At 44.9% G+C, this 17,090-nt stretch carries 21 protein-coding genes; 18 read left to right on the top strand and 3 right to left on the bottom strand.

Annotation, left to right across the window (positions count from 1 at the left end; genetic code table 11):
* Nucleotides 1-17: 17 nt before the first annotated feature.
* The 5 genes from rho to ACMX2I_RS02665 all read left to right on the top strand — a co-directional run bounded on the left by rho (nucleotide 18) and on the right by ACMX2I_RS02665 (nucleotide 5,318).
* The gene (rho, locus tag ACMX2I_RS02645; protein ID WP_010328939.1) at nucleotides 18-1,301 is read left to right on the top strand and encodes a transcription termination factor Rho; all 1,284 of its coding nucleotides are present in this window, start codon (nucleotides 18-20) and stop codon (nucleotides 1,299-1,301) included.
* 118 nt (nucleotides 1,302-1,419) lie between these two features.
* Nucleotides 1,420-1,620, top strand: coding sequence for a 50S ribosomal protein L31 (rpmE, locus tag ACMX2I_RS02650; protein WP_003151132.1), 201 nt, complete (start codon nucleotides 1,420-1,422; stop codon nucleotides 1,618-1,620).
* Nucleotides 1,621-1,708: 88 nt separating this feature from the next.
* Nucleotides 1,709-2,296, top strand: a complete 588-nt coding sequence (locus tag ACMX2I_RS02655; RefSeq protein ID WP_414956092.1) for a thymidine kinase — start codon at nucleotides 1,709-1,711, stop codon at nucleotides 2,294-2,296.
* A 287-nt stretch (nucleotides 2,297-2,583) separates the two neighbouring features.
* A complete protein-coding gene (malS, locus tag ACMX2I_RS02660) occupies nucleotides 2,584-4,281 on the top strand; it encodes an oxaloacetate-decarboxylating malate dehydrogenase (RefSeq protein ID WP_414956093.1) in 1,698 nt (565 codons plus the stop codon).
* An 80-nt stretch (nucleotides 4,282-4,361) separates the two neighbouring features.
* Nucleotides 4,362-5,318: an AEC family transporter gene (locus ACMX2I_RS02665; RefSeq protein WP_087992710.1), complete on the top strand. Its 957-nt coding sequence runs from the start codon at nucleotides 4,362-4,364 to the stop codon at nucleotides 5,316-5,318.
* Between the two features lie 35 nt (nucleotides 5,319-5,353).
* On the opposite strand, the gene racA is transcribed toward ACMX2I_RS02665, so the two are convergent.
* Both racA and ACMX2I_RS02675 read right to left on the bottom strand, forming a co-directional pair.
* Nucleotides 5,354-5,908, bottom strand: coding sequence for a chromosome-anchoring protein RacA (racA, locus tag ACMX2I_RS02670; RefSeq protein ID WP_414956094.1), 555 nt, complete (start codon nucleotides 5,906-5,908; stop codon nucleotides 5,354-5,356).
* Nucleotides 5,909-6,029: 121 nt separating this feature from the next.
* A complete protein-coding gene (locus ACMX2I_RS02675) occupies nucleotides 6,030-6,416 on the bottom strand; it encodes a VOC family protein (protein WP_414958284.1) in 387 nt (128 codons plus the stop codon).
* A 125-nt stretch (nucleotides 6,417-6,541) separates the two neighbouring features.
* On the opposite strand from ACMX2I_RS02675, the gene prfA reads away from it, so the two are divergent.
* The 3 genes from prfA (at nucleotide 6,542) to ACMX2I_RS02690 (ending at nucleotide 8,829) form a co-directional block, all read left to right on the top strand.
* The gene (gene prfA / locus ACMX2I_RS02680; protein ID WP_087992708.1) at nucleotides 6,542-7,612 is read left to right on the top strand and encodes a peptide chain release factor 1; all 1,071 of its coding nucleotides are present in this window, start codon (nucleotides 6,542-6,544) and stop codon (nucleotides 7,610-7,612) included.
* Nucleotide 7,613: 1 nt separating this feature from the next.
* Nucleotides 7,614-8,480: a peptide chain release factor N(5)-glutamine methyltransferase gene (gene prmC, locus ACMX2I_RS02685; protein ID WP_414956095.1), complete on the top strand. Its 867-nt coding sequence runs from the start codon at nucleotides 7,614-7,616 to the stop codon at nucleotides 8,478-8,480.
* 61 nt (nucleotides 8,481-8,541) lie between these two features.
* Entirely contained in the window at nucleotides 8,542-8,829 is a 288-nt protein-coding gene (locus ACMX2I_RS02690) for a DUF5316 family protein (RefSeq protein ID WP_414956096.1), read from the top strand.
* A gap of 16 nt (nucleotides 8,830-8,845) precedes the next feature.
* Here ACMX2I_RS02690 and ACMX2I_RS02695 read toward each other — a convergent pair whose 3' ends face one another.
* Entirely contained in the window at nucleotides 8,846-9,208 is a 363-nt protein-coding gene (locus ACMX2I_RS02695; protein ID WP_087992705.1) for a UPF0715 family protein, read from the bottom strand.
* 140 nt (nucleotides 9,209-9,348) lie between these two features.
* On the opposite strand from ACMX2I_RS02695, the gene spoIIR reads away from it, so the two are divergent.
* From spoIIR to atpI, 10 genes are all read left to right on the top strand, one after another.
* Complete coding sequence (gene spoIIR / locus ACMX2I_RS02700) at nucleotides 9,349-10,035, top strand: stage II sporulation protein R (RefSeq protein WP_414956097.1); 687 nt, start codon at nucleotides 9,349-9,351, stop codon at nucleotides 10,033-10,035.
* A 66-nt stretch (nucleotides 10,036-10,101) separates the two neighbouring features.
* The gene (locus tag ACMX2I_RS02705; protein WP_289348550.1) at nucleotides 10,102-10,545 is read left to right on the top strand and encodes a hypothetical protein; all 444 of its coding nucleotides are present in this window, start codon (nucleotides 10,102-10,104) and stop codon (nucleotides 10,543-10,545) included.
* Nucleotides 10,546-10,702: 157 nt separating this feature from the next.
* Complete coding sequence (locus tag ACMX2I_RS02710) at nucleotides 10,703-11,743, top strand: L-threonylcarbamoyladenylate synthase (protein WP_414956098.1); 1,041 nt, start codon at nucleotides 10,703-10,705, stop codon at nucleotides 11,741-11,743.
* A 78-nt stretch (nucleotides 11,744-11,821) separates the two neighbouring features.
* Nucleotides 11,822-12,379 (top strand): manganese efflux pump MntP family protein, encoded by a 558-nt coding sequence (locus ACMX2I_RS02715; RefSeq protein ID WP_202327923.1) that lies wholly within the window; start codon nucleotides 11,822-11,824, stop codon nucleotides 12,377-12,379.
* Between the two features lie 74 nt (nucleotides 12,380-12,453).
* Nucleotides 12,454-12,906, top strand: a complete 453-nt coding sequence (locus ACMX2I_RS02720) for a low molecular weight protein arginine phosphatase (protein WP_253268627.1) — start codon at nucleotides 12,454-12,456, stop codon at nucleotides 12,904-12,906.
* Nucleotides 12,907-13,062: 156 nt separating this feature from the next.
* On the top strand, nucleotides 13,063-13,512 hold the full coding sequence (gene rpiB, locus ACMX2I_RS02725) for a ribose 5-phosphate isomerase B (protein WP_414956099.1): 450 nt from the start codon (nucleotides 13,063-13,065) through the stop codon (nucleotides 13,510-13,512).
* Nucleotides 13,513-13,524: 12 nt separating this feature from the next.
* Entirely contained in the window at nucleotides 13,525-14,067 is a 543-nt protein-coding gene (locus ACMX2I_RS02730) for a TIGR01440 family protein (protein WP_414956100.1), read from the top strand.
* A gap of 206 nt (nucleotides 14,068-14,273) precedes the next feature.
* The gene (glyA, locus tag ACMX2I_RS02735; RefSeq protein ID WP_414956101.1) at nucleotides 14,274-15,521 is read left to right on the top strand and encodes a serine hydroxymethyltransferase; all 1,248 of its coding nucleotides are present in this window, start codon (nucleotides 14,274-14,276) and stop codon (nucleotides 15,519-15,521) included.
* A 134-nt stretch (nucleotides 15,522-15,655) separates the two neighbouring features.
* Nucleotides 15,656-16,285: a uracil phosphoribosyltransferase gene (gene upp, locus ACMX2I_RS02740; protein WP_087992697.1), complete on the top strand. Its 630-nt coding sequence runs from the start codon at nucleotides 15,656-15,658 to the stop codon at nucleotides 16,283-16,285.
* Between the two features lie 417 nt (nucleotides 16,286-16,702).
* On the top strand, nucleotides 16,703-17,086 hold the full coding sequence (gene atpI / locus ACMX2I_RS02745) for an ATP synthase subunit I (protein ID WP_148962516.1): 384 nt from the start codon (nucleotides 16,703-16,705) through the stop codon (nucleotides 17,084-17,086).
* Nucleotides 17,087-17,090: the final 4 nt, after the last annotated feature.

The following is a 17,090-nucleotide window of genomic DNA, read 5'->3' on the forward strand; positions in this document are numbered from 1 at the left end:
AAAAGCGTGGTGTTTTTATGAAAAACGTATCTATTTCCTCTTTGGAAAATATGAAATTGAAAGAGCTTTATGAACTTGCAAGACATTATAAAATCTCCTATTACAGCAAACTGACAAAAAAAGAACTCATTTTCGCCATTCTGAAAGCAAATGCAGAACAGGAAGATCTGCTGTTTATGGAAGGCGTTCTTGAGATCATCCAGTCTGAAGGTTTCGGCTTCCTGAGGCCGATCAACTACTCTCCGAGCTCAGAAGACATTTACATCTCAGCTTCTCAAATCCGCCGTTTCGATTTGCGAAACGGAGACAAAGTATCAGGCAAGGTTCGTCCGCCAAAAGAAAATGAGCGTTACTATGGACTTTTGCACGTTGAAGCAGTAAACGGGGATGATCCCGAATCTGCAAAAGAGCGTGTGCATTTCCCGGCTCTTACACCTCTTTATCCAGACCGTCAAATGGTGCTAGAAACAAAACCTAACTTCTTGTCTACAAGAATTATGGACATGATGGCGCCGGTCGGATTTGGACAGCGCGGTTTGATTGTTGCACCGCCAAAAGCCGGAAAAACGATGCTGCTGAAGGAAATTGCCAACAGTATTACAGCGAACCAGCCAGAAGCAGAGCTCATCGTGCTTTTGATTGACGAAAGACCGGAAGAAGTAACTGATATCGAGCGTTCTGTGGCTGGGGATGTCGTCAGTTCAACGTTTGATGAAGTGCCGGAAAACCATATCAAAGTGGCTGAGCTTGTACTTGAGCGCGCGATGCGTCTTGTAGAACACAAAAAAGACGTCATCATTCTGATGGACAGCATCACACGCCTTGCCCGCGCCTACAACTTAGTGATTCCGCCGAGCGGAAGAACGCTTTCCGGGGGGATTGACCCTGCGGCGTTCCACCGTCCGAAACGCTTCTTCGGGGCTGCGAGAAATATCGAAGAGGGCGGCAGTTTAACTATCCTTGCTACGGCTCTTGTCGATACAGGCTCACGTATGGATGATGTTATTTATGAAGAATTCAAGGGAACAGGCAACATGGAGCTTCACCTTGACCGCTCTTTGGCCGAGCGCCGCATTTTCCCGGCCATCGATATCCGCCGTTCAGGAACGCGCAAGGAAGAGCTGCTTGTGCCTAAAGAGCATCTTGATCGTTTATGGTCGATCCGCAAAACGATGTCTGATTCACCTGATTTTGCGGAAAAATTCATGAGAAAAATGAAAAAAACCAAAACAAACCAAGAATTTTTCGACATTCTCAATCAAGAATGGAAACAGGCAAATCTATCATCTGCAAGAAGGTAAATAGTATTTGCAAAAGAAGTAAATCACTGATATAATTTTCTTATATGCGTTTCGGACAATGCTCCGAAATAATAACTCTGTTTCCACACTGGATTCAGGGCGGAAGGAGATGGATACAATGAAGGCAGGAATTCATCCTAATTTCAAAAAAGCAACAGTTAAATGCGCTTGTGGAAATGAATTTGAAACAGGCTCAGTAAAAGAAGAGGTACGCGTTGAGATTTGCTCTGAGTGCCACCCATTCTACACTGGCCGCCAAAAATTCGCTTCTGCTGATGGTCGTGTTGATCGCTTTAACAAAAAATACGGTCTTAAGTAATAATAGATTTTTCAACAGGCAAGAAGCAGTCTTGCCTGTTTTTTATATTGTCTAAAACACAGCTGGCAGAAAGAGGGGAACAGAGCCTATGTACATAATGAAACAAAGCGGTTGGCTTGAGCTGATTTGCGGCAGCATGTTCTCGGGGAAATCTGAAGAGCTGATCAGAAGAGTGAAGAGAGCGACTTACGCCAAGCAGGAAGTCAGGGTATTTAAGCCTGTGATTGATAATCGATACAGTGAAGATGCTGTTGTCTCCCATAATGGAACATCCATGAAGAGCTATGTCATTTCTTCTGCTGCAGATATTTGGGACCATATCAGTGAGCGTACGGATGTGATTGCGGTTGATGAAGTGCAGTTTTTTGACCAGGAAATTGTTGAGGTTTTATCATCCCTTGCCGATAAAGGCTACCGTGTGATTGCAGCCGGTCTTGATATGGATTTTAGAGGAGAGCCGTTCGGTGTCGTCCCGGATATTATGGCGATTGCGGAAAGTGTGACGAAGCTGCAAGCCGTCTGTTCCGTCTGCGGATCGCCGGCGAGCAGAACGCAGCGCCTGATTGACGGCAAACCTGCTTCCTACGATGATCCGGTCATTTTGGTGGGCGCATCCGAATCGTATGAAGCGAGATGCAGACACCATCACGAAGTTCTAGGGAAATCTAAAAAATAGCCCGAAGCATGGGTATAAAGATAGAAAACACCGGCTAAAAACACCGGTGTTTTTTTTATATTCTGATAATAATTAATTAAAAAATTTAATTAAGTGTATTAAAAAATTAAGTAATTTTCTTCCCTTGAATTTTGATTTTCACAGGCATACAATAGCTTACGTAATGTAAATAGTTTTTAGACATTGTTCGAATAATTGTCATAAAGTCGCATAAAGATCATGATCGGATTTTCAAGATGGGTTATTACTTAACTTTGTTAACTATTTCAAGAAAGAAGGAGATTTGCTTGAATAACATAAAAAAAACGAAGGAAGGCCATTTAGAAACAACTCTTAGAGGAAAAGAAGTTTTATCTATTCCTACTTTAAATAAAGGTGTTGCTTTCTCATTAGAGGAAAGACAAGAACTTGGTTTGGAAGGACTTCTTCCGCCAACTGTACTTTCTCTAGATCAACAAGCAAAACGCGCATATGAGCAGTTTAAAGCTCAGCCAGACCGCCTCCGTCAAAATGTTTACTTAAATGATTTGGCAAACCGCAACGAAGTTCTTTTCTATAAATTGCTGAAAAACCATCTTCGCGAAATGCTTCCTGTTGTATACACACCGACAGTCGGCGAAGCGATTCAAGAATACAGCCATGAGTACAGAAGACCTCAAGGTATCTACTTGTCAATCGAAAATATTGAGGGTATTGAAAAAGCTTTTGAAAACCTTCATGCGACAGCAGGCGATATTGATCTTATTGTTGCAACTGACTCTGAAAGCATCCTCGGAATCGGTGACTGGGGTGTAGGCGGTATTAACATCGCGATCGGTAAATTGGCTGTTTACACTGCAGCAGCTGGTATTGACCCAAGCCGTGTGATCCCGGTTGTGCTTGATGTCGGTACGAACAACGAAAAACTTTTAAATGATCCTTTATATATCGGTAACCATCATCAGCGTATTTCAGATGAACGTTATGAAGAATTCGTTGATGCGTATGTAAAAGCTGCGCTGAAATTCTTCCCTAAAGCACTTCTTCACTGGGAAGACTTTGGTAATAAAAACGCGCGTAATATCATGAAGAAATACAACAACGACATTCTGACATTCAACGATGATATTCAAGGTACAGGCGCGATTACACTTGCTGGTGTGCTTGCTGCTATGAAGAAAACAGGCGCATCTATTAAAGACCAGCGTGTTGTTGTCTTCGGTGCAGGTTCCGCAGGTATCGGAATCGCCGACCAAATTCGTGACACAATGGTGCTTGCGGGATTATCTGAAGAAGAAGCGAACAAACGCTTCTACACAATCGATTACAGAGGCTTGCTGACTGAAGAAATCGAAGGCATCCTTGATTTCCAAAAACCTTACCTTCGCACTGCGGACGAAGTGAAAGAATGGAAACGCGATGAAAAAGGCCAAATTCCATTCGATGAAGTGGTTCGCCAAGCGAAACCAACGATTTTAATCGGTACTTCAGGCGTATCAGGCGCGTTTACAGAGGAAATTATAAAAGAAATGGCATCTCACGTAGACCGTCCGGTGATCATGCCGATGTCAAACCCGACTCACCTTGCGGAAGCGACTCCTGAAGATCTATTCAAATGGACTGACGGAAAAGTGCTTGTAGCAACAGGAAGCCCGTTTGAAAATGTGGAATACAACGGTGTTTCTTATGAAATCGGACAATCTAACAACGCATTTGCGTTCCCTGGTCTTGGACTTGGTTCGATTGTAGCTGAAGCGCGTGTGATTACGCCTGCTATGTTTGCTGCAACTGCTGATGCGATTGCTGAAATGGTTGATTTTGAAACACCTGGAGCAGGATTGCTTCCAAGCATTGATAAGCTTCAAGAGGTTTCTATTCAAGTTGCGATTGCCGTTGCTGAAGCAGCTATTAAAGAAGGCGTAGCAAATCGTCAGCCTGAAGATGTGAAACAAGCGGTTCTTGATGCAATGTGGACACCGGAATACAAAAAAGTCATCGCAAAATAATTAGCGATTAAATACATCGTCCGAGGGAAAGCTTTTTGGAAAGCTAAAGTATACGGACATAGGATTTGGAGGAGAATATTTTGAGCATCTTAGATATCTTAATCCTTCTGGCACCGATCTTCTTTGTTATCGTGCTGGGATGGTTTGCAGGACATTTTGGAAGTTATGATGCCAAGTCGGCAAAAGGGGTAAGTACGTTAGTAACGAAATACGCACTTCCAGCTCACTTTATCGCTGGTATTTTGACTACTTCCAGAAGTGAATTTTTATCTCAAATTCCATTAATGGTTTCTTTAATTATTGGGATTGTTGGTTTCTATATTGTTATTTTATTGCTTTGCAGATTTGTGTTTAAATATGATTTAACGAACTCATCCATATTTTCTTTGAACTCTGCACAGCCGACATTCGCATTTATGGGTATTCCTGTACTGGGAAGCTTGTTCGGCGCGCAAGAGGTTGCGATTCCGATCGCGGTTACAGGTATTGTTGTTAATGCGATTCTTGATCCGCTTGCGATTATTGTCGCTACTGTCGGTGTGTCTTCTAAGAAAAACGAAGAGGGCGGCGACAGCTTCTGGAAGATGACAGGAAAATCAATCCTGCACGGTCTTTCTGAGCCGCTTGCAGCTGCTCCGTTAATCAGTATGATCTTAGTGCTTTGCGGTGTGACTCTACCTGAGCTGGGTGTTAAAATGCTTGACCAGATTGGAAGCACAACATCTGGTGTGGCTCTCTTTGCTGTCGGTGTTACTGTTGGTATCCGCAGTATCAAACTCAGCGTACCGGCATTTGGTATTGCGCTGCTCAAAGTTGCGGTTCAGCCTGCGTTAATGTTCTTGATTGCTCTTGCAGTCGGACTTCCAGCTGACCAAATGACAAAAGCGATCCTTCTTGTTGCATTCCCTGGTTCTGCCGTAGCAGCCATGATTGCAACTCGTTTCGAAAAACAAGAGGAAGAAACTGCTTCTGCATTTGTAATCAGTGCGATTCTGTCATTGATTTCACTTCCAATTATTATTGCGCTTACTGCGTAAATCAAAAAAGCTCCCTTTACGGGGAGCTTTTTATATTAGGTTTGAAATTTGAACAGTGACAGCAGCGGTTTTTTTCTTGTTTTGGTTTTTTCGGAAGCGGCAGCAGTCTCGGGGATCGGCTGGGCGGTGAATTCTTTCATTTGTGAGGTCAGTGATTGCATGTCTGCAAGGATGTCATCAATTTCCCTGCGGTGCTGAAGCAGCTGATAAGATACACCCTCATCCGCTTTTTGCTTCAGCTGGCGTTCCAGTTCCTCGATCCTTGCCAGCAGTTCGTTTTCGTCCTGCTTTTGCAGTAATAGGGTGTTCAGCTTCTGTTCGAGCTGCTCGATTCTTCGTTCTGTGTCGCCATTTGTATTTTGGACAAGGAAGCCTGTGCGCTTTTTAGTGCTTTGAGGCACATGAATATCCTGAATCGCCTTGCCTTCAGAGATTTGTTTCTGTACAGATTTTAGAATCTTCACGTCTTCTGCCGTGAACGAATAGTGTCCGAGCTCATTGCGTTCGGCCGGAAGATTCAGCTGCTTCACCCACCGCTGCACCGTTTTTGCGGAGACGCCGAGTTCACTTGCTACCATATTTGTATTCATGATCCCATACCTCCTTTTTAGCTAGGTATTCGACCATAGAATGCGGTTCCCTTCCTGTTAGACAAAACAAGAAAAGATTCGGCAAAGAAAGTGGGTATCTTCTTTTTTTCTTCAAAAACCGTTATTGTTCATACAGTTCTAAAGGAAGCTGGTCAGGATCAAAAAAGAAGGTGAAACGCTTGCCGGTCAGTGGATCTGTTCTGATGGGCTCTGTTTCGATTCCTTTTTTCTGAAGCTCCTGAACCGCTTCATCCAAGCTGCTGACTGTAAAGGCGAGATGGCGCAGGCCTGCCGCTTCAGGCCGGGTTTGGCGTGCGGGTGGATGGGGAAACGAAAACAGCTCAATAGCATACGTGCCGTTAAGCGACAAATCAAGCTTATAGGAGCCCCGCTCTTCTCGATACGTTTCTTGAATGACTTGAAAACCAAGCTTATGTACGTAGAAAGCTTTCGACTTTTCATAATCTGAACATATGATTGCAATATGATGTATGGATCTCAGCATGATGATCCCTCCTCGATTCCCAGTATAGCAGAGGAGGCATTTCCAACTTGGATTGAAATGCTTTTGACTGGGGTTAATCACTATACTATAATGAGAATGTTACGCACAGGAAAACAGAGGTGAAGACCGTGTTAGACCGATTAAAGTCAATCGAAGAACGATACGAAAAATTAAATGAGCTTTTAAGCGATCCAGAAGTAGTCAACGATCCGAAAAAGCTAAGAGAATATTCAAAAGAGCAATCCGATATACAAGAAACAGTTGACGTATATAGACAATACAGAGATGCGTCAGAACAGCTGACTGATGCAAAAGCGATGCTTGAAGAGAAGCTGGACGCTGAAATGCGCGAGATGGTGAAGGAAGAGATTTCTGAACTCCAGAAGGAAACGGAAACACTGTCTGAACGCCTCAAAGTGCTTCTGATCCCGAAAGATCCTAATGATGACAAAAACGTTATTATGGAGATCCGCGGAGCTGCGGGAGGCGAAGAAGCCGCTTTATTCGCGGGCAGCCTGTACAGAATGTATTCCCGTTACGCTGAGCTTCAAGGCTGGAAAACAGAGGTCATGGAAGCGAGTGTAACCGGAACGGGCGGCTACAAAGAGATCATCTTTATGATTACGGGGAGCGGCGCATATTCTAAACTCAAATATGAAAACGGCGCCCATCGCGTACAGCGTGTTCCGGAAACAGAATCAGGCGGCCGTATCCATACATCGACTGCAACAGTAGCGTGTCTTCCTGAGGCGGAAGAGGTAGAGGTTGACATCCATGAGAAGGATATCCGAGTTGATACGTTTGCTTCAAGCGGACCGGGCGGACAAAGCGTGAACACCACAATGTCTGCCGTTCGTCTGACGCACTTGCCGACAGGTGTTGTGGTATCATGCCAGGATGAAAAATCTCAAATCAAGAACAAAGAAAAAGCAATGAAGGTTCTCCGTGCCAGAATCTATGATAAATTTCAGCAGGAAGCCCAGGCTGAATATGATCAAACACGGAAATCAGCAGTCGGATCAGGTGATCGCTCTGAGCGTATCCGCACATACAACTTCCCGCAAAACCGTGTGACGGATCACAGAATCGGCCTGACGATTCAAAAGCTTGATCAGATTCTTGAAGGAAAACTTGACGAAGTGGTTGAAACACTGATCGTTGAAGATCAGGCAAGCAAGCTTCAACAGTCGGAAGGTTAAGATGAAGACGATATTTGAAGCCCTGAAATGGGCTTCTTCTTATTTAACCGAAGCGGGAAGAGAAGAAAACGCTGCCGAGCTTCTTTTGCTTTATGATACCGGAATGGAAAGAAGCAAGCTGCTCGCCAGCTTACAGGAACCGATTGGCGAAGACGAACTGTATCGCTTTCAGCGTCACGTTGAGATGCATAAAGAGGGCGTGCCGGTTCAGTACATTATAGGAAAAGAGTTTTTTTACGGGCGGGAATTTATGGTGAATGATGATGTGCTGATTCCGCGGCCGGAAACAGAAGAGGTTGTCTATCATTTGCTTGAAAAATATCGGCGTGTTTTTTCGGAAGACGGCCGGGTTGATGTCGTTGACGTCGGTACAGGGAGCGGCGCGATAGCCGTCACGCTTGCGCTTGAAAACAAAAGTTTTTCTGTGTCGGCGGTCGATATTTCAAAAGAGGCGCTGCAAGTCGCCTCTGCTAATGCGGAAAAGCTTGGAGCTGATGTGCGCTTTTATCAGGGCGATCTGCTCGAGCCTTTGATTACAGCAGGAAAAAAAGCGGATATTATCGTCTCGAACCCTCCTTATATTTCAGAAGAAGAAATGGCTGATCTATCAGAGATTGTCCGTTTTCATGAGCCGCTTCACGCTCTCACTGATGGCGGAGACGGGCTCAAATTTTATAAGCGGTTTATGGAAGACATCCCGCTTGTCATGAAGAATAAAGTGTTTGTCGTTTTTGAAATCGGATGGAATCAGGGAGCGGCGGTCAAAGAACTGATCCTCAAGACGTTTAAGGGTGCGGAAGTGGAAGTGCTGAAAGATATTAATGGAAAAGACAGAACCATATGCGCTGTGATTCATAAAAATATATAAGCAGCTTGCTGGCGAGTTGATGAATCAAGCTGTTTTAACACCAGCAAAGGGGATGTGAAAGATGAAAAAGGCCCTGGCAGCAGGAATCTTGCTCATTGCGATTGAAAGTATGATCGGCACCATTGTTCCGCAGGCACTTCCATTTGAGTCGATTTTTGGCATTGCGTCTCTTGTTTTGATTGGGCTCGCGATCATCACATCGGGTTTGGCCGTAAGCGGAAGCGATCAGCGGGCAAACTACCATTCAGAAACGAAAGAAGGCCGTACATCCCGCATGAAAATGGCGGCAGCTTTTTTTGTTGCGGCGATACCCTCTATTCTTTGTTATCTGCTGACGATTTTGTTCTAATGAAAAAGGAAGCCCTCTAGGCTTCCTTTTTTTGCAGTAACACAGAATCCCATATCCAATAGACAAGAGCTGTTAATACAGCGAAAAGATAGAAGGCTTTATTTTGAAACAGGGATTGTCCCGAAGGCTGCAGCAAGCCGAAAATAATCGCGTTGGCAACAATTGACGCGGCAAAGTAATACAGCAGATACAAAGGGTTGAACCGCTTCGGTTTTTTATTCATCATGAACTGAAGCGGAAGTGCGAATATCAAATAAGGAAATAGAAAATAAAATGCCATCGTTACGAGAGCGGCAATGATAAATGAATGAATATAAATCATCGAATAAAGAACCGACATCGTGAATGCTGATAACAGCACTGTATAATTATATTTCATCTTAAACCTCCTAAATCACTATCGTACCATAAATAAGATTAACAGCTTGCTAGATTTTTTTCACCCTGCACGTTTACCCCAGGCTCTCCTTGTCCATAATAGGGCTAGAAACAAAGCACGGAGAGGAACGGTGGGGACCGATGAAAAAAACAGTAATCATTTGTATATATATCTTTCTTTTATTATCCGGTGCGCTTGTAGGGCTGGCAAAAGAAGAGACGGCACAGCAATCAGAAAATCAGCCGGTGGTCATTCCGGACGAGGCGATCCGCCTGAGAATATTGGCAAACAGCGATAGGGATCAGGACCAGCAATTAAAACGGCATATCAGAGACGCGGTCAATAAAGAAATCACGACTTGGGTAGAGGATATTACTTCTATAGAAGAAGCGCGGCGTGTGATTCGCTCAAAGCTGCCCGAAATCAAAGAAATTGCAAAGGAAACAATGGAGAAAGAAGGAGCGTACCAGTCGATTTCCGTTGATTTTGACAAAATCTCATTTCCGACAAAGCTTTACGGCAACATGGTATATCCCGCTGGTGAATATGAAGCGATTCTGATTACGCTTGGAAACGGCGACGGCGCCAATTGGTGGTGTGTGCTGTTCCCGCCGCTCTGTTTTCTCGATTTTTCTAACGGGGAAGCCGTAAAAGAACAAGAAGATAAAGAAGCTTCAAAAAAGCAGACTGAAAAAGTGCTTGAGGACGTAACCGCTAAAGCGGAAAAAGCCAAAAAAGAAGAGAAAGAAGAGAAAGAAGAGAAGGAAGACGGCGGCACAGAAGTGAAATTCTTTTTAGTCGAATGGATTTCCGGCCTTTTTTCCTAATCACCTGGTCTAAAAATAGATTTACCTCATAGATTGGAAGAAAGAATCCAAAAACGGGGTGAACGGATGTTTTATCAACTGCGGGTGGCAAGGGAAAAAGACGGAGACGTGCTTGAGGGATTTTTAAAACAGGCGAAAACCAATCATGAAGGCGTGAAAGAAGGCTTCACCCAGTTTCTGATGCTGGAGGACAGTGAGAAAAACATTGCCGGCTGTCTCGGAATTGAAAAAATAAGCTGTGACCAAGGGCTGCTGCGATCACTTGTGATATCGGACAAGCTTCACCAAGGCCATATTGTGACGCTCTTTCAGAGTATGGAGCTGCTGTGTGAAAAGCATCAGATCAAAACAGTATATTTAATTGCGAATCAGCATTCTTCTGCCGATTTCCTGACGGCTATGGGGTTTGAATCAGCTGAAAGTGTACCTGAAGAGCTGTTTTCTTCCGACCATTTCCGTGAATCCCGGCAAACAGAAGGGGCTGTCTTGATGAAAAAAACGTCTGGATAAGTGTGATTTATACACATACTTATCCACTTCTTCATTAGCGTTGTCCACAATTTGTGGATAACGCTTGTTTTATTACAGGACATCTTTTATACTTTCAAAAGGATTACACGCGTAAAACAATCGTTTTATTGTTGTGAATAAGGAGTTTGGTCAGAAAATGAAAACGAAAAGATGGTTTGTGGACGCAACTGACGAGTTATCCACAAATGATCCACAAATTGCACAAGCAGCCGCTTCGCTCCGGGAAAATGAGGTCGTTGCGTTCCCGACAGAAACGGTATACGGCCTCGGCGCAAATGCGAAAGACACAGATGCTGTCAAAAAAATATATGAAGCAAAAGGGCGTCCGAGTGATAATCCCCTGATTGTCCACATTGCGGACATCAGCCAGCTAGACGATTTAACAGGACCGGCGCCAGAAAAGGCGAAAACATTGATGAACCGGTTTTGGCCGGGAGCACTTACGCTCATCCTGCCTTGCAAACCTGGTGCGCTCTCACCTCGTGTAACGGCAGGGCTTGAAACGGTTGCCATTAGGATGCCGGATCATCCGCTTGCCCTTGCATTGATTCGCGCGTCGGGGTTGCCGATTGCGGCACCGAGCGCCAATCTATCAGGCAAGCCAAGTCCGACAAAGGCGGAACATGTGGCTCACGACTTGGATGGCCGCATAGCTGGAATGATGGACGGAGGCCCTACCGGGATTGGGGTCGAATCGACCGTCCTTTCATGTGAGGGAGACATCCCCGTTCTCCTGCGCCCGGGCGGCATTACGAAAGAACAAATTGAAGCGGAGATTGGACCGATCCTTGTGGATAAAGGGCTCAGTGATCAAAATGAGAAGCCGATTTCTCCAGGGATGAAATATACACATTATGCGCCGACAGCGCCGCTTGCCATTTGCGAAGGCAGCCCTGAGCGCATTCAGCACCTCATTCAAGAATATCAACAGGACGGAAGACGAGTCGGTGTCCTGACGACAGAAGAAAATGCGGACGTGTATTCCGCTGATTACGTGAAGAGCTGCGGCAGACGGGCTCAGCTTGAGACTGTTGCGGCAGGGCTGTATGATGCTTTACGCAGCTTTGATGAGAAGAAGGTGGATTTTATTATCGCGGAATCCTTTCCGGACACGGGCGTCGGACTCGCCATTGTGAACAGGCTGATGAAAGCCGCTGGAGGAAGAGTGATTCGCTGAACGCAGTCAGATGTTCTAACCCTTTTTGGACACGCATAGGCTAAAAAAGCGGGGCGTGTCCAAGGGGGTTATTCATGTATGTCGGATTTGTTTATAGGCGAACTGATTACATTAAGCATCATGGCGTTTGCTTTAGGGATGGATGCTTTTTCTGTCGGTCTCGGAATGGGCATGATCAAACTCACAAAAAAGCAGATATTCTATATTGGTTTCATCATCGGCCTCTTTCACGTCATCATGCCTCTCGGAGGGATGGCGGCCGGTAACATGCTGTCAGGGCTCCTCGGCGTGTTAGCGGTTTATATCGGGGGGGCGCTGCTTTTTGTTCTTGGTGTTCAAATGCTTATGTCTTCTTTTAAACAGTCAGAAGAACGACTCATGTCGCCGGCAGGACCGGGCTTATTGCTGTTTGCCGTCGGCGTCAGCCTTGACAGCTTCTCCGTCGGCTTGAGCTTGGGGATATACGGCTCGCATCCGCTCCTCACCATTACCCTGTTCGGGCTGTTCAGCATGATGTTGACATGGCTGGGCCTGCTGATCGGAAAACAAGTACAGTCGTGGCTTGGTACATACAGTGAAGCGCTCGGGGGCATCATATTAATCGCATTCGGCCTAAAGCTGCTTTTGCCAATTTAATATACCAATAAAAGAAACGAAGTCGCCGTTTCTTTTTTCTTCATATATAATAGAGAAAATAAGGGGTGACTGACATGAACATTATTTTTGTCTGTACTGGAAATACGTGCCGCAGCCCCATGGCTGAGGCGCTTTTTAAATCAATTGCAGAAACGGAAGGGCTGAATGTCAGTGTCCGCTCGGCAGGTGTGTTTGCTTCGCCTAATGGGAGAGCGACGCCTCATGCTGTCGAAGCGCTGTTTGAAAAACACATTGCCCTTAATCATTTGTCTTCTCCATTGACTGAAGAACATATGGTATCGGCTGATTTGGTTCTGGCTATGACCCAGCAGCACAAACAGATCATTGCCAGCCAATTCGGACGTTATCGTGATAAAGTGTTTACGCTAAAAGAATATGTCACAGACAGCCGCGGGGATGTCATCGATCCGTTCGGCGGCACAATTGATATCTATAAACAAACGAGAGATGAGCTTGAAGAGCTTCTTCAGCAGCTGGCAAAACAACTGAAAAAAGACGGCAGGTAAGTTGTCAGAAAATCTGCAAACAGGTCATTTGCAAATCCTTCGTGAAGGAGTAGAATATAGTGAAAAGCACATCATATGGTGTGAATCTAAGAGCGGACAGGCTGCGCGGTCAACAAAGCGGGCGGGCCGCATCACACACGCTGGGAGGAAAAGCTGATGAAAGTAGCCATAGCATCGGATCATGGCGGCGTTCACATTCGAAATGAAATCAAAGAGTTAATGGACGAATTGCAAATTGAATATATGGATATGGGCTGTGACTGCGGAAGCGGATCTGTCGATTATCCGGATTATGCTTTTCCGGTGGCCGAAAAAGTCGTTAGCGGCGAAGTTGACAGAGGCATTTTAATTTGCGGGACAGGCATCGGTATGAGTATTTCCGCTAATAAGGTGAAAGGCATTCGCTGCGCGCTGGCGCACGATACATTCAGTGCACAGGCAACGAGAGAGCATAATGACACAAACATCCTCGCGATGGGTGAACGGGTCATCGGCCCCGGTTTGGCGCGTGAAATCGCGAAAATCTGGCTGACCACTGAGTTTACCGGCGGAAGACATCAAACCCGTATTGGAAAAATCTCAGATTATGAAGGGAAAAACCTGTAGGGGTGCTGTTCAATGAATGAGATCAAGCAAACGTGGAATACGATGTTGTCTGAGTTTCAGGAACAAGCGGGATTGAAACAGGATCAGTTCTTTGTTCTTGGATGCAGCACGAGCGAAGTGGCCGGCAGCCGGATCGGAACATCGGGCAGTACAGACATCGCGGAAAGCATCTACAGCGGACTTGCCGAGCTTAAGGGAAAAACGGGAATCCATCTCGCGTTTCAATGCTGTGAGCATTTGAACAGAGCGCTTGTCGTCGAGGAAGAAACGGCCCGGCTGTTCAGGCTTCCAACTGTTTCTGCCGTACCCGTTTCAAAAGCGGGCGGGGCGATGGCTGCTTATGCGTTTAAGCAGATGAAGTCTCCTGTTCTTGTCGAAACCATTCAGGCTGATGCCGGAATCGACATCGGCGATACGTTTATCGGCATGCATCTGAAGCCGGTAGCTGTACCTGTGCGTGTGTCTCAAAACGGTCTCGGGGCAGCACATGTGACATTAGCGCGTACGCGGCCGAAACTGATCGGCGGAGTGCGGGCGATTTATGAATGTGAATGAAAGACTGCGTGGCCAGTCTTTTCTTTTATTTTTAAGGCAGTAAAATAAATCCCGAACTTTAACTTAAATTTAAGTTATCAATATTCGTTTTTACCAATAAAAATTTTGATTTTTTAAAAATAATCTTTTACATCGGCCTAAAAAACCATGTACAATAGTGATGGTAAAAACAAAGAACAGGATACGGATAGGAGAGGATCTCGCTGATGAAACATTTACCTGCGCAAGACGAACAAGTGTTTAACGCCATTAAAAATGAGCGTGAACGCCAACAGACTAAGATCGAACTGATTGCTTCTGAGAACTTTGTAAGTGAAGCGGTTATGGAAGCACAAGGATCTGTTTTGACAAATAAATACGCTGAAGGATATCCGGGCAAACGCTACTACGGCGGATGTGAGCACGTCGATGTCGTTGAAGATATCGCTCGTGACCGCGCGAAGGAGATCTTTGGAGCGGAGCATGTAAACGTTCAGCCGCATTCAGGCGCACAAGCAAACATGGCAGTGTACTTCACGATTTTGGAGCAAGGCGATACTGTACTTGGGATGAACCTCTCCCACGGCGGCCATTTAACACACGGAAGTCCAGTCAACTTCAGCGGTGTTCAATATAACTTTGTTGAGTACGGTGTAGATAAAGAAACTCAATATATTGATTACGATGACGTGCGTGAGAAAGCCCTCGCTCATAAGCCGAAGCTTATCGTAGCAGGAGCAAGTGCGTATCCTCGTACAATCGACTTTAAGAAATTCCGTGAAATTGCTGATGAAGTCGGCGCTTACTTCATGGTGGATATGGCGCATATCGCAGGACTTGTTGCGGCAGGCCTTCATCCAAACCCGGTTCCTTACGCTGATTTCGTGACAACAACAACACATAAAACACTTCGCGGACCTCGCGGCGGTATGATCCTTTGCTGTGAAGAGTTCGGCAAGAAAATTGATAAATCGATCTTCCCTGGAATTCAAGGCGGCCCGCTGATGCACGTTATTGCCGCAAAAGCTGTTTCATTCGGCGAAGTATTGCAGGACGATTTCAAAACATATGCGCAAAACGTCATTTCAAATGCAAAACGTCTGGCTGAAGCGTTAACGAAAGAGGGCATCCAGCTCGTTTCAGGCGGAACTGACAACCACCTGATCCTTGTTGACCTTCGTTCTCTCGGACTGACAGGTAAGGTTGCGGAGCACGTGCTTGATGAAATCGGTATTACGTCTAACAAAAACGCGATTCCATACGATCCGGAAAAACCTTTCGTGACAAGCGGTATCCGTCTTGGTACAGCTGCTGTGACAAGCCGCGGTTTTGACGGAGATGCATTGGATGAAGTCGGTTCCATCATTGCGCTTGCATTGAAGAACCACGAAGATGAAGGAAAACTTGAAGAAGCAAGACAGCGTATAACTGCTCTGACTGATCAATTTCCTTTATATAAAGAATTAGATTACTAAGATCCTAAAAACCCGCTCGGCTTATGGCCGGCGGGTTTTTTGACGATGTTCTTGAAACTCAATGTCTTTTTTTGTAGAATCAATAGAAGTGTGTAATTGTTGATGGGACAATAAAAAAGGAGCTGAAACACAGTATGGGAAAGGTTTATGTATTTGATCATCCTTTAATTCAGCATAAGCTGACATATATACGGAATGAAAATACAGGTACGAAAGATTTTAGAGAGCTTGTAGACGAAGTAGCCACTCTTATGGCGTTTGAAATTACCCGCGATCTTCCTTTAGAAGAAGTGGATATCAATACACCGGTTCAGGCTGCGAAATCGAAAGTCATCTCAGGAAAAAAACTTGGAGTGGTTCCTATCCTCAGAGCGGGATTGGGAATGGTTGACGGCATTTTAAAGCTGATTCCAGCAGCAAAAGTGGGACATGTCGGCCTGTACCGTGATCCTGAAACCTTAAAACCCGTGGAATACTATGTCAAGCTTCCTTCTGACGTGGAAGAGCGTGAATTCATCGTGGTTGACCCGATGCTGGCTACAGGCGGTTCTGCTGTAGAAGCGATTCACAGCCTCAAAAAACGCGGTGCGAAAAATATCCGTTTCATGTGCCTTGTAGCGGCGCCGGAGGGTGTGGAAGAATTGCAGAAGCATCATGCGGACGTGGATATTTACATCGCGGCTCTTGATGAAAAATTAAATGAAAAAGGTTATATCGTTCCCGGTCTCGGAGACGCGGGAGACCGTATGTTTGGAACAAAATAAAAGAAAACTCCCGAAAGGGGTTTTCTTTTTTTATCCAGTTATTTGCTATTCGGTCAATTTGTATACAATTATAGGTGAAAATGTGAACATTCTGTGGAGGCTTACAGTATAAAAAGTTTTTTAACTTTAAACAGATTGACACTTGTTAGGGGCTATTGTATGCTAAACGAGGGTATTATGAGAAGGTTTTCATAGCTTTCATTATAGTCCTCATCCTCAATATAAATCCTCTCAGTAAACCCGTATTATGAGGATTTATTTAAGCGAATGAAACAGCATCCTTGCAAGGCTTGCGGATGAATGATTTTTTCGAACAGGCCCGTTTTGTCGGTCAAAAAAGGTCTTCTACTAGGGTTAACCGCTGATTTTGCCGTATCTAAGAAATACATTATTTTTTCATCAGGAGACAGATAGTTGATGGACGATCCCAAGCTTACATTTAGCAGACAACGAAAATATCTATTATGCATTTTGGCAGTGTATGTACTGGGTTATGGTTTAACAGCGTATAAAACCGTTTTTTTAGGCCTTATTCTGGGAACTGTTTTCAGTTTGTTTAATTTGTTACTGCTCATCAGAAGAATGAACGCTTTTGACAGAGCTGTTGAGAAAGGAAAGTCCATACGATCTCTGGGGAGCGCAGCGCGGTGGTGCAATGCGATTCTTGCTGTGGCTGTCGCCTATAAATATCCCGAGCATTTTCATATGGCAAGTACAATTATTGGATTAATGACAATATATCCTGTCATTATGATAGATTCTATTATCCAGCTTAAACGTTCATCAATGGAAGAGAGGTGAAAAC

The sequence above is a fragment of the Bacillus sp. SW14 genome (assembly GCF_047608225.1).
Lineage (GTDB): Bacteria > Bacillota > Bacilli > Bacillales > Bacillaceae > Bacillus > Bacillus subtilis_G.

Coding starts and splice junctions, on each gene's coding strand:
- prmC (WP_414956095.1), top strand. CDS start 7,614: ATGAAGACGATATTTGAAGCCCTGAAATGGGCTTCTTCTTATTTAACC.
- spoIIR (WP_414956097.1), top strand. CDS start 9,349: ATGAAAAAAACAGTAATCATTTGTATATATATCTTTCTTTTATTATCC.
- ACMX2I_RS02695 (WP_087992705.1), bottom strand. CDS start 9,208: ATGAAATATAATTATACAGTGCTGTTATCAGCATTCACGATGTCGGTT.
- ACMX2I_RS02705 (WP_289348550.1), top strand. CDS start 10,102: ATGTTTTATCAACTGCGGGTGGCAAGGGAAAAAGACGGAGACGTGCTT.
- atpI (WP_148962516.1), top strand. CDS start 16,703: ATGGACGATCCCAAGCTTACATTTAGCAGACAACGAAAATATCTATTA.
- rho (WP_010328939.1), top strand. CDS start 18: ATGAAAAACGTATCTATTTCCTCTTTGGAAAATATGAAATTGAAAGAG.
- rpiB (WP_414956099.1), top strand. CDS start 13,063: ATGAAAGTAGCCATAGCATCGGATCATGGCGGCGTTCACATTCGAAAT.
- ACMX2I_RS02715 (WP_202327923.1), top strand. CDS start 11,822: ATGTCGGATTTGTTTATAGGCGAACTGATTACATTAAGCATCATGGCG.
- upp (WP_087992697.1), top strand. CDS start 15,656: ATGGGAAAGGTTTATGTATTTGATCATCCTTTAATTCAGCATAAGCTG.
- glyA (WP_414956101.1), top strand. CDS start 14,274: ATGAAACATTTACCTGCGCAAGACGAACAAGTGTTTAACGCCATTAAA.
- ACMX2I_RS02655 (WP_414956092.1), top strand. CDS start 1,709: ATGTACATAATGAAACAAAGCGGTTGGCTTGAGCTGATTTGCGGCAGC.
- racA (WP_414956094.1), bottom strand. CDS start 5,908: ATGAATACAAATATGGTAGCAAGTGAACTCGGCGTCTCCGCAAAAACG.
- ACMX2I_RS02720 (WP_253268627.1), top strand. CDS start 12,454: ATGAACATTATTTTTGTCTGTACTGGAAATACGTGCCGCAGCCCCATG.
- ACMX2I_RS02730 (WP_414956100.1), top strand. CDS start 13,525: ATGAATGAGATCAAGCAAACGTGGAATACGATGTTGTCTGAGTTTCAG.
- rpmE (WP_003151132.1), top strand. CDS start 1,420: ATGAAGGCAGGAATTCATCCTAATTTCAAAAAAGCAACAGTTAAATGC.
- ACMX2I_RS02710 (WP_414956098.1), top strand. CDS start 10,703: ATGAAAACGAAAAGATGGTTTGTGGACGCAACTGACGAGTTATCCACA.
- ACMX2I_RS02690 (WP_414956096.1), top strand. CDS start 8,542: ATGAAAAAGGCCCTGGCAGCAGGAATCTTGCTCATTGCGATTGAAAGT.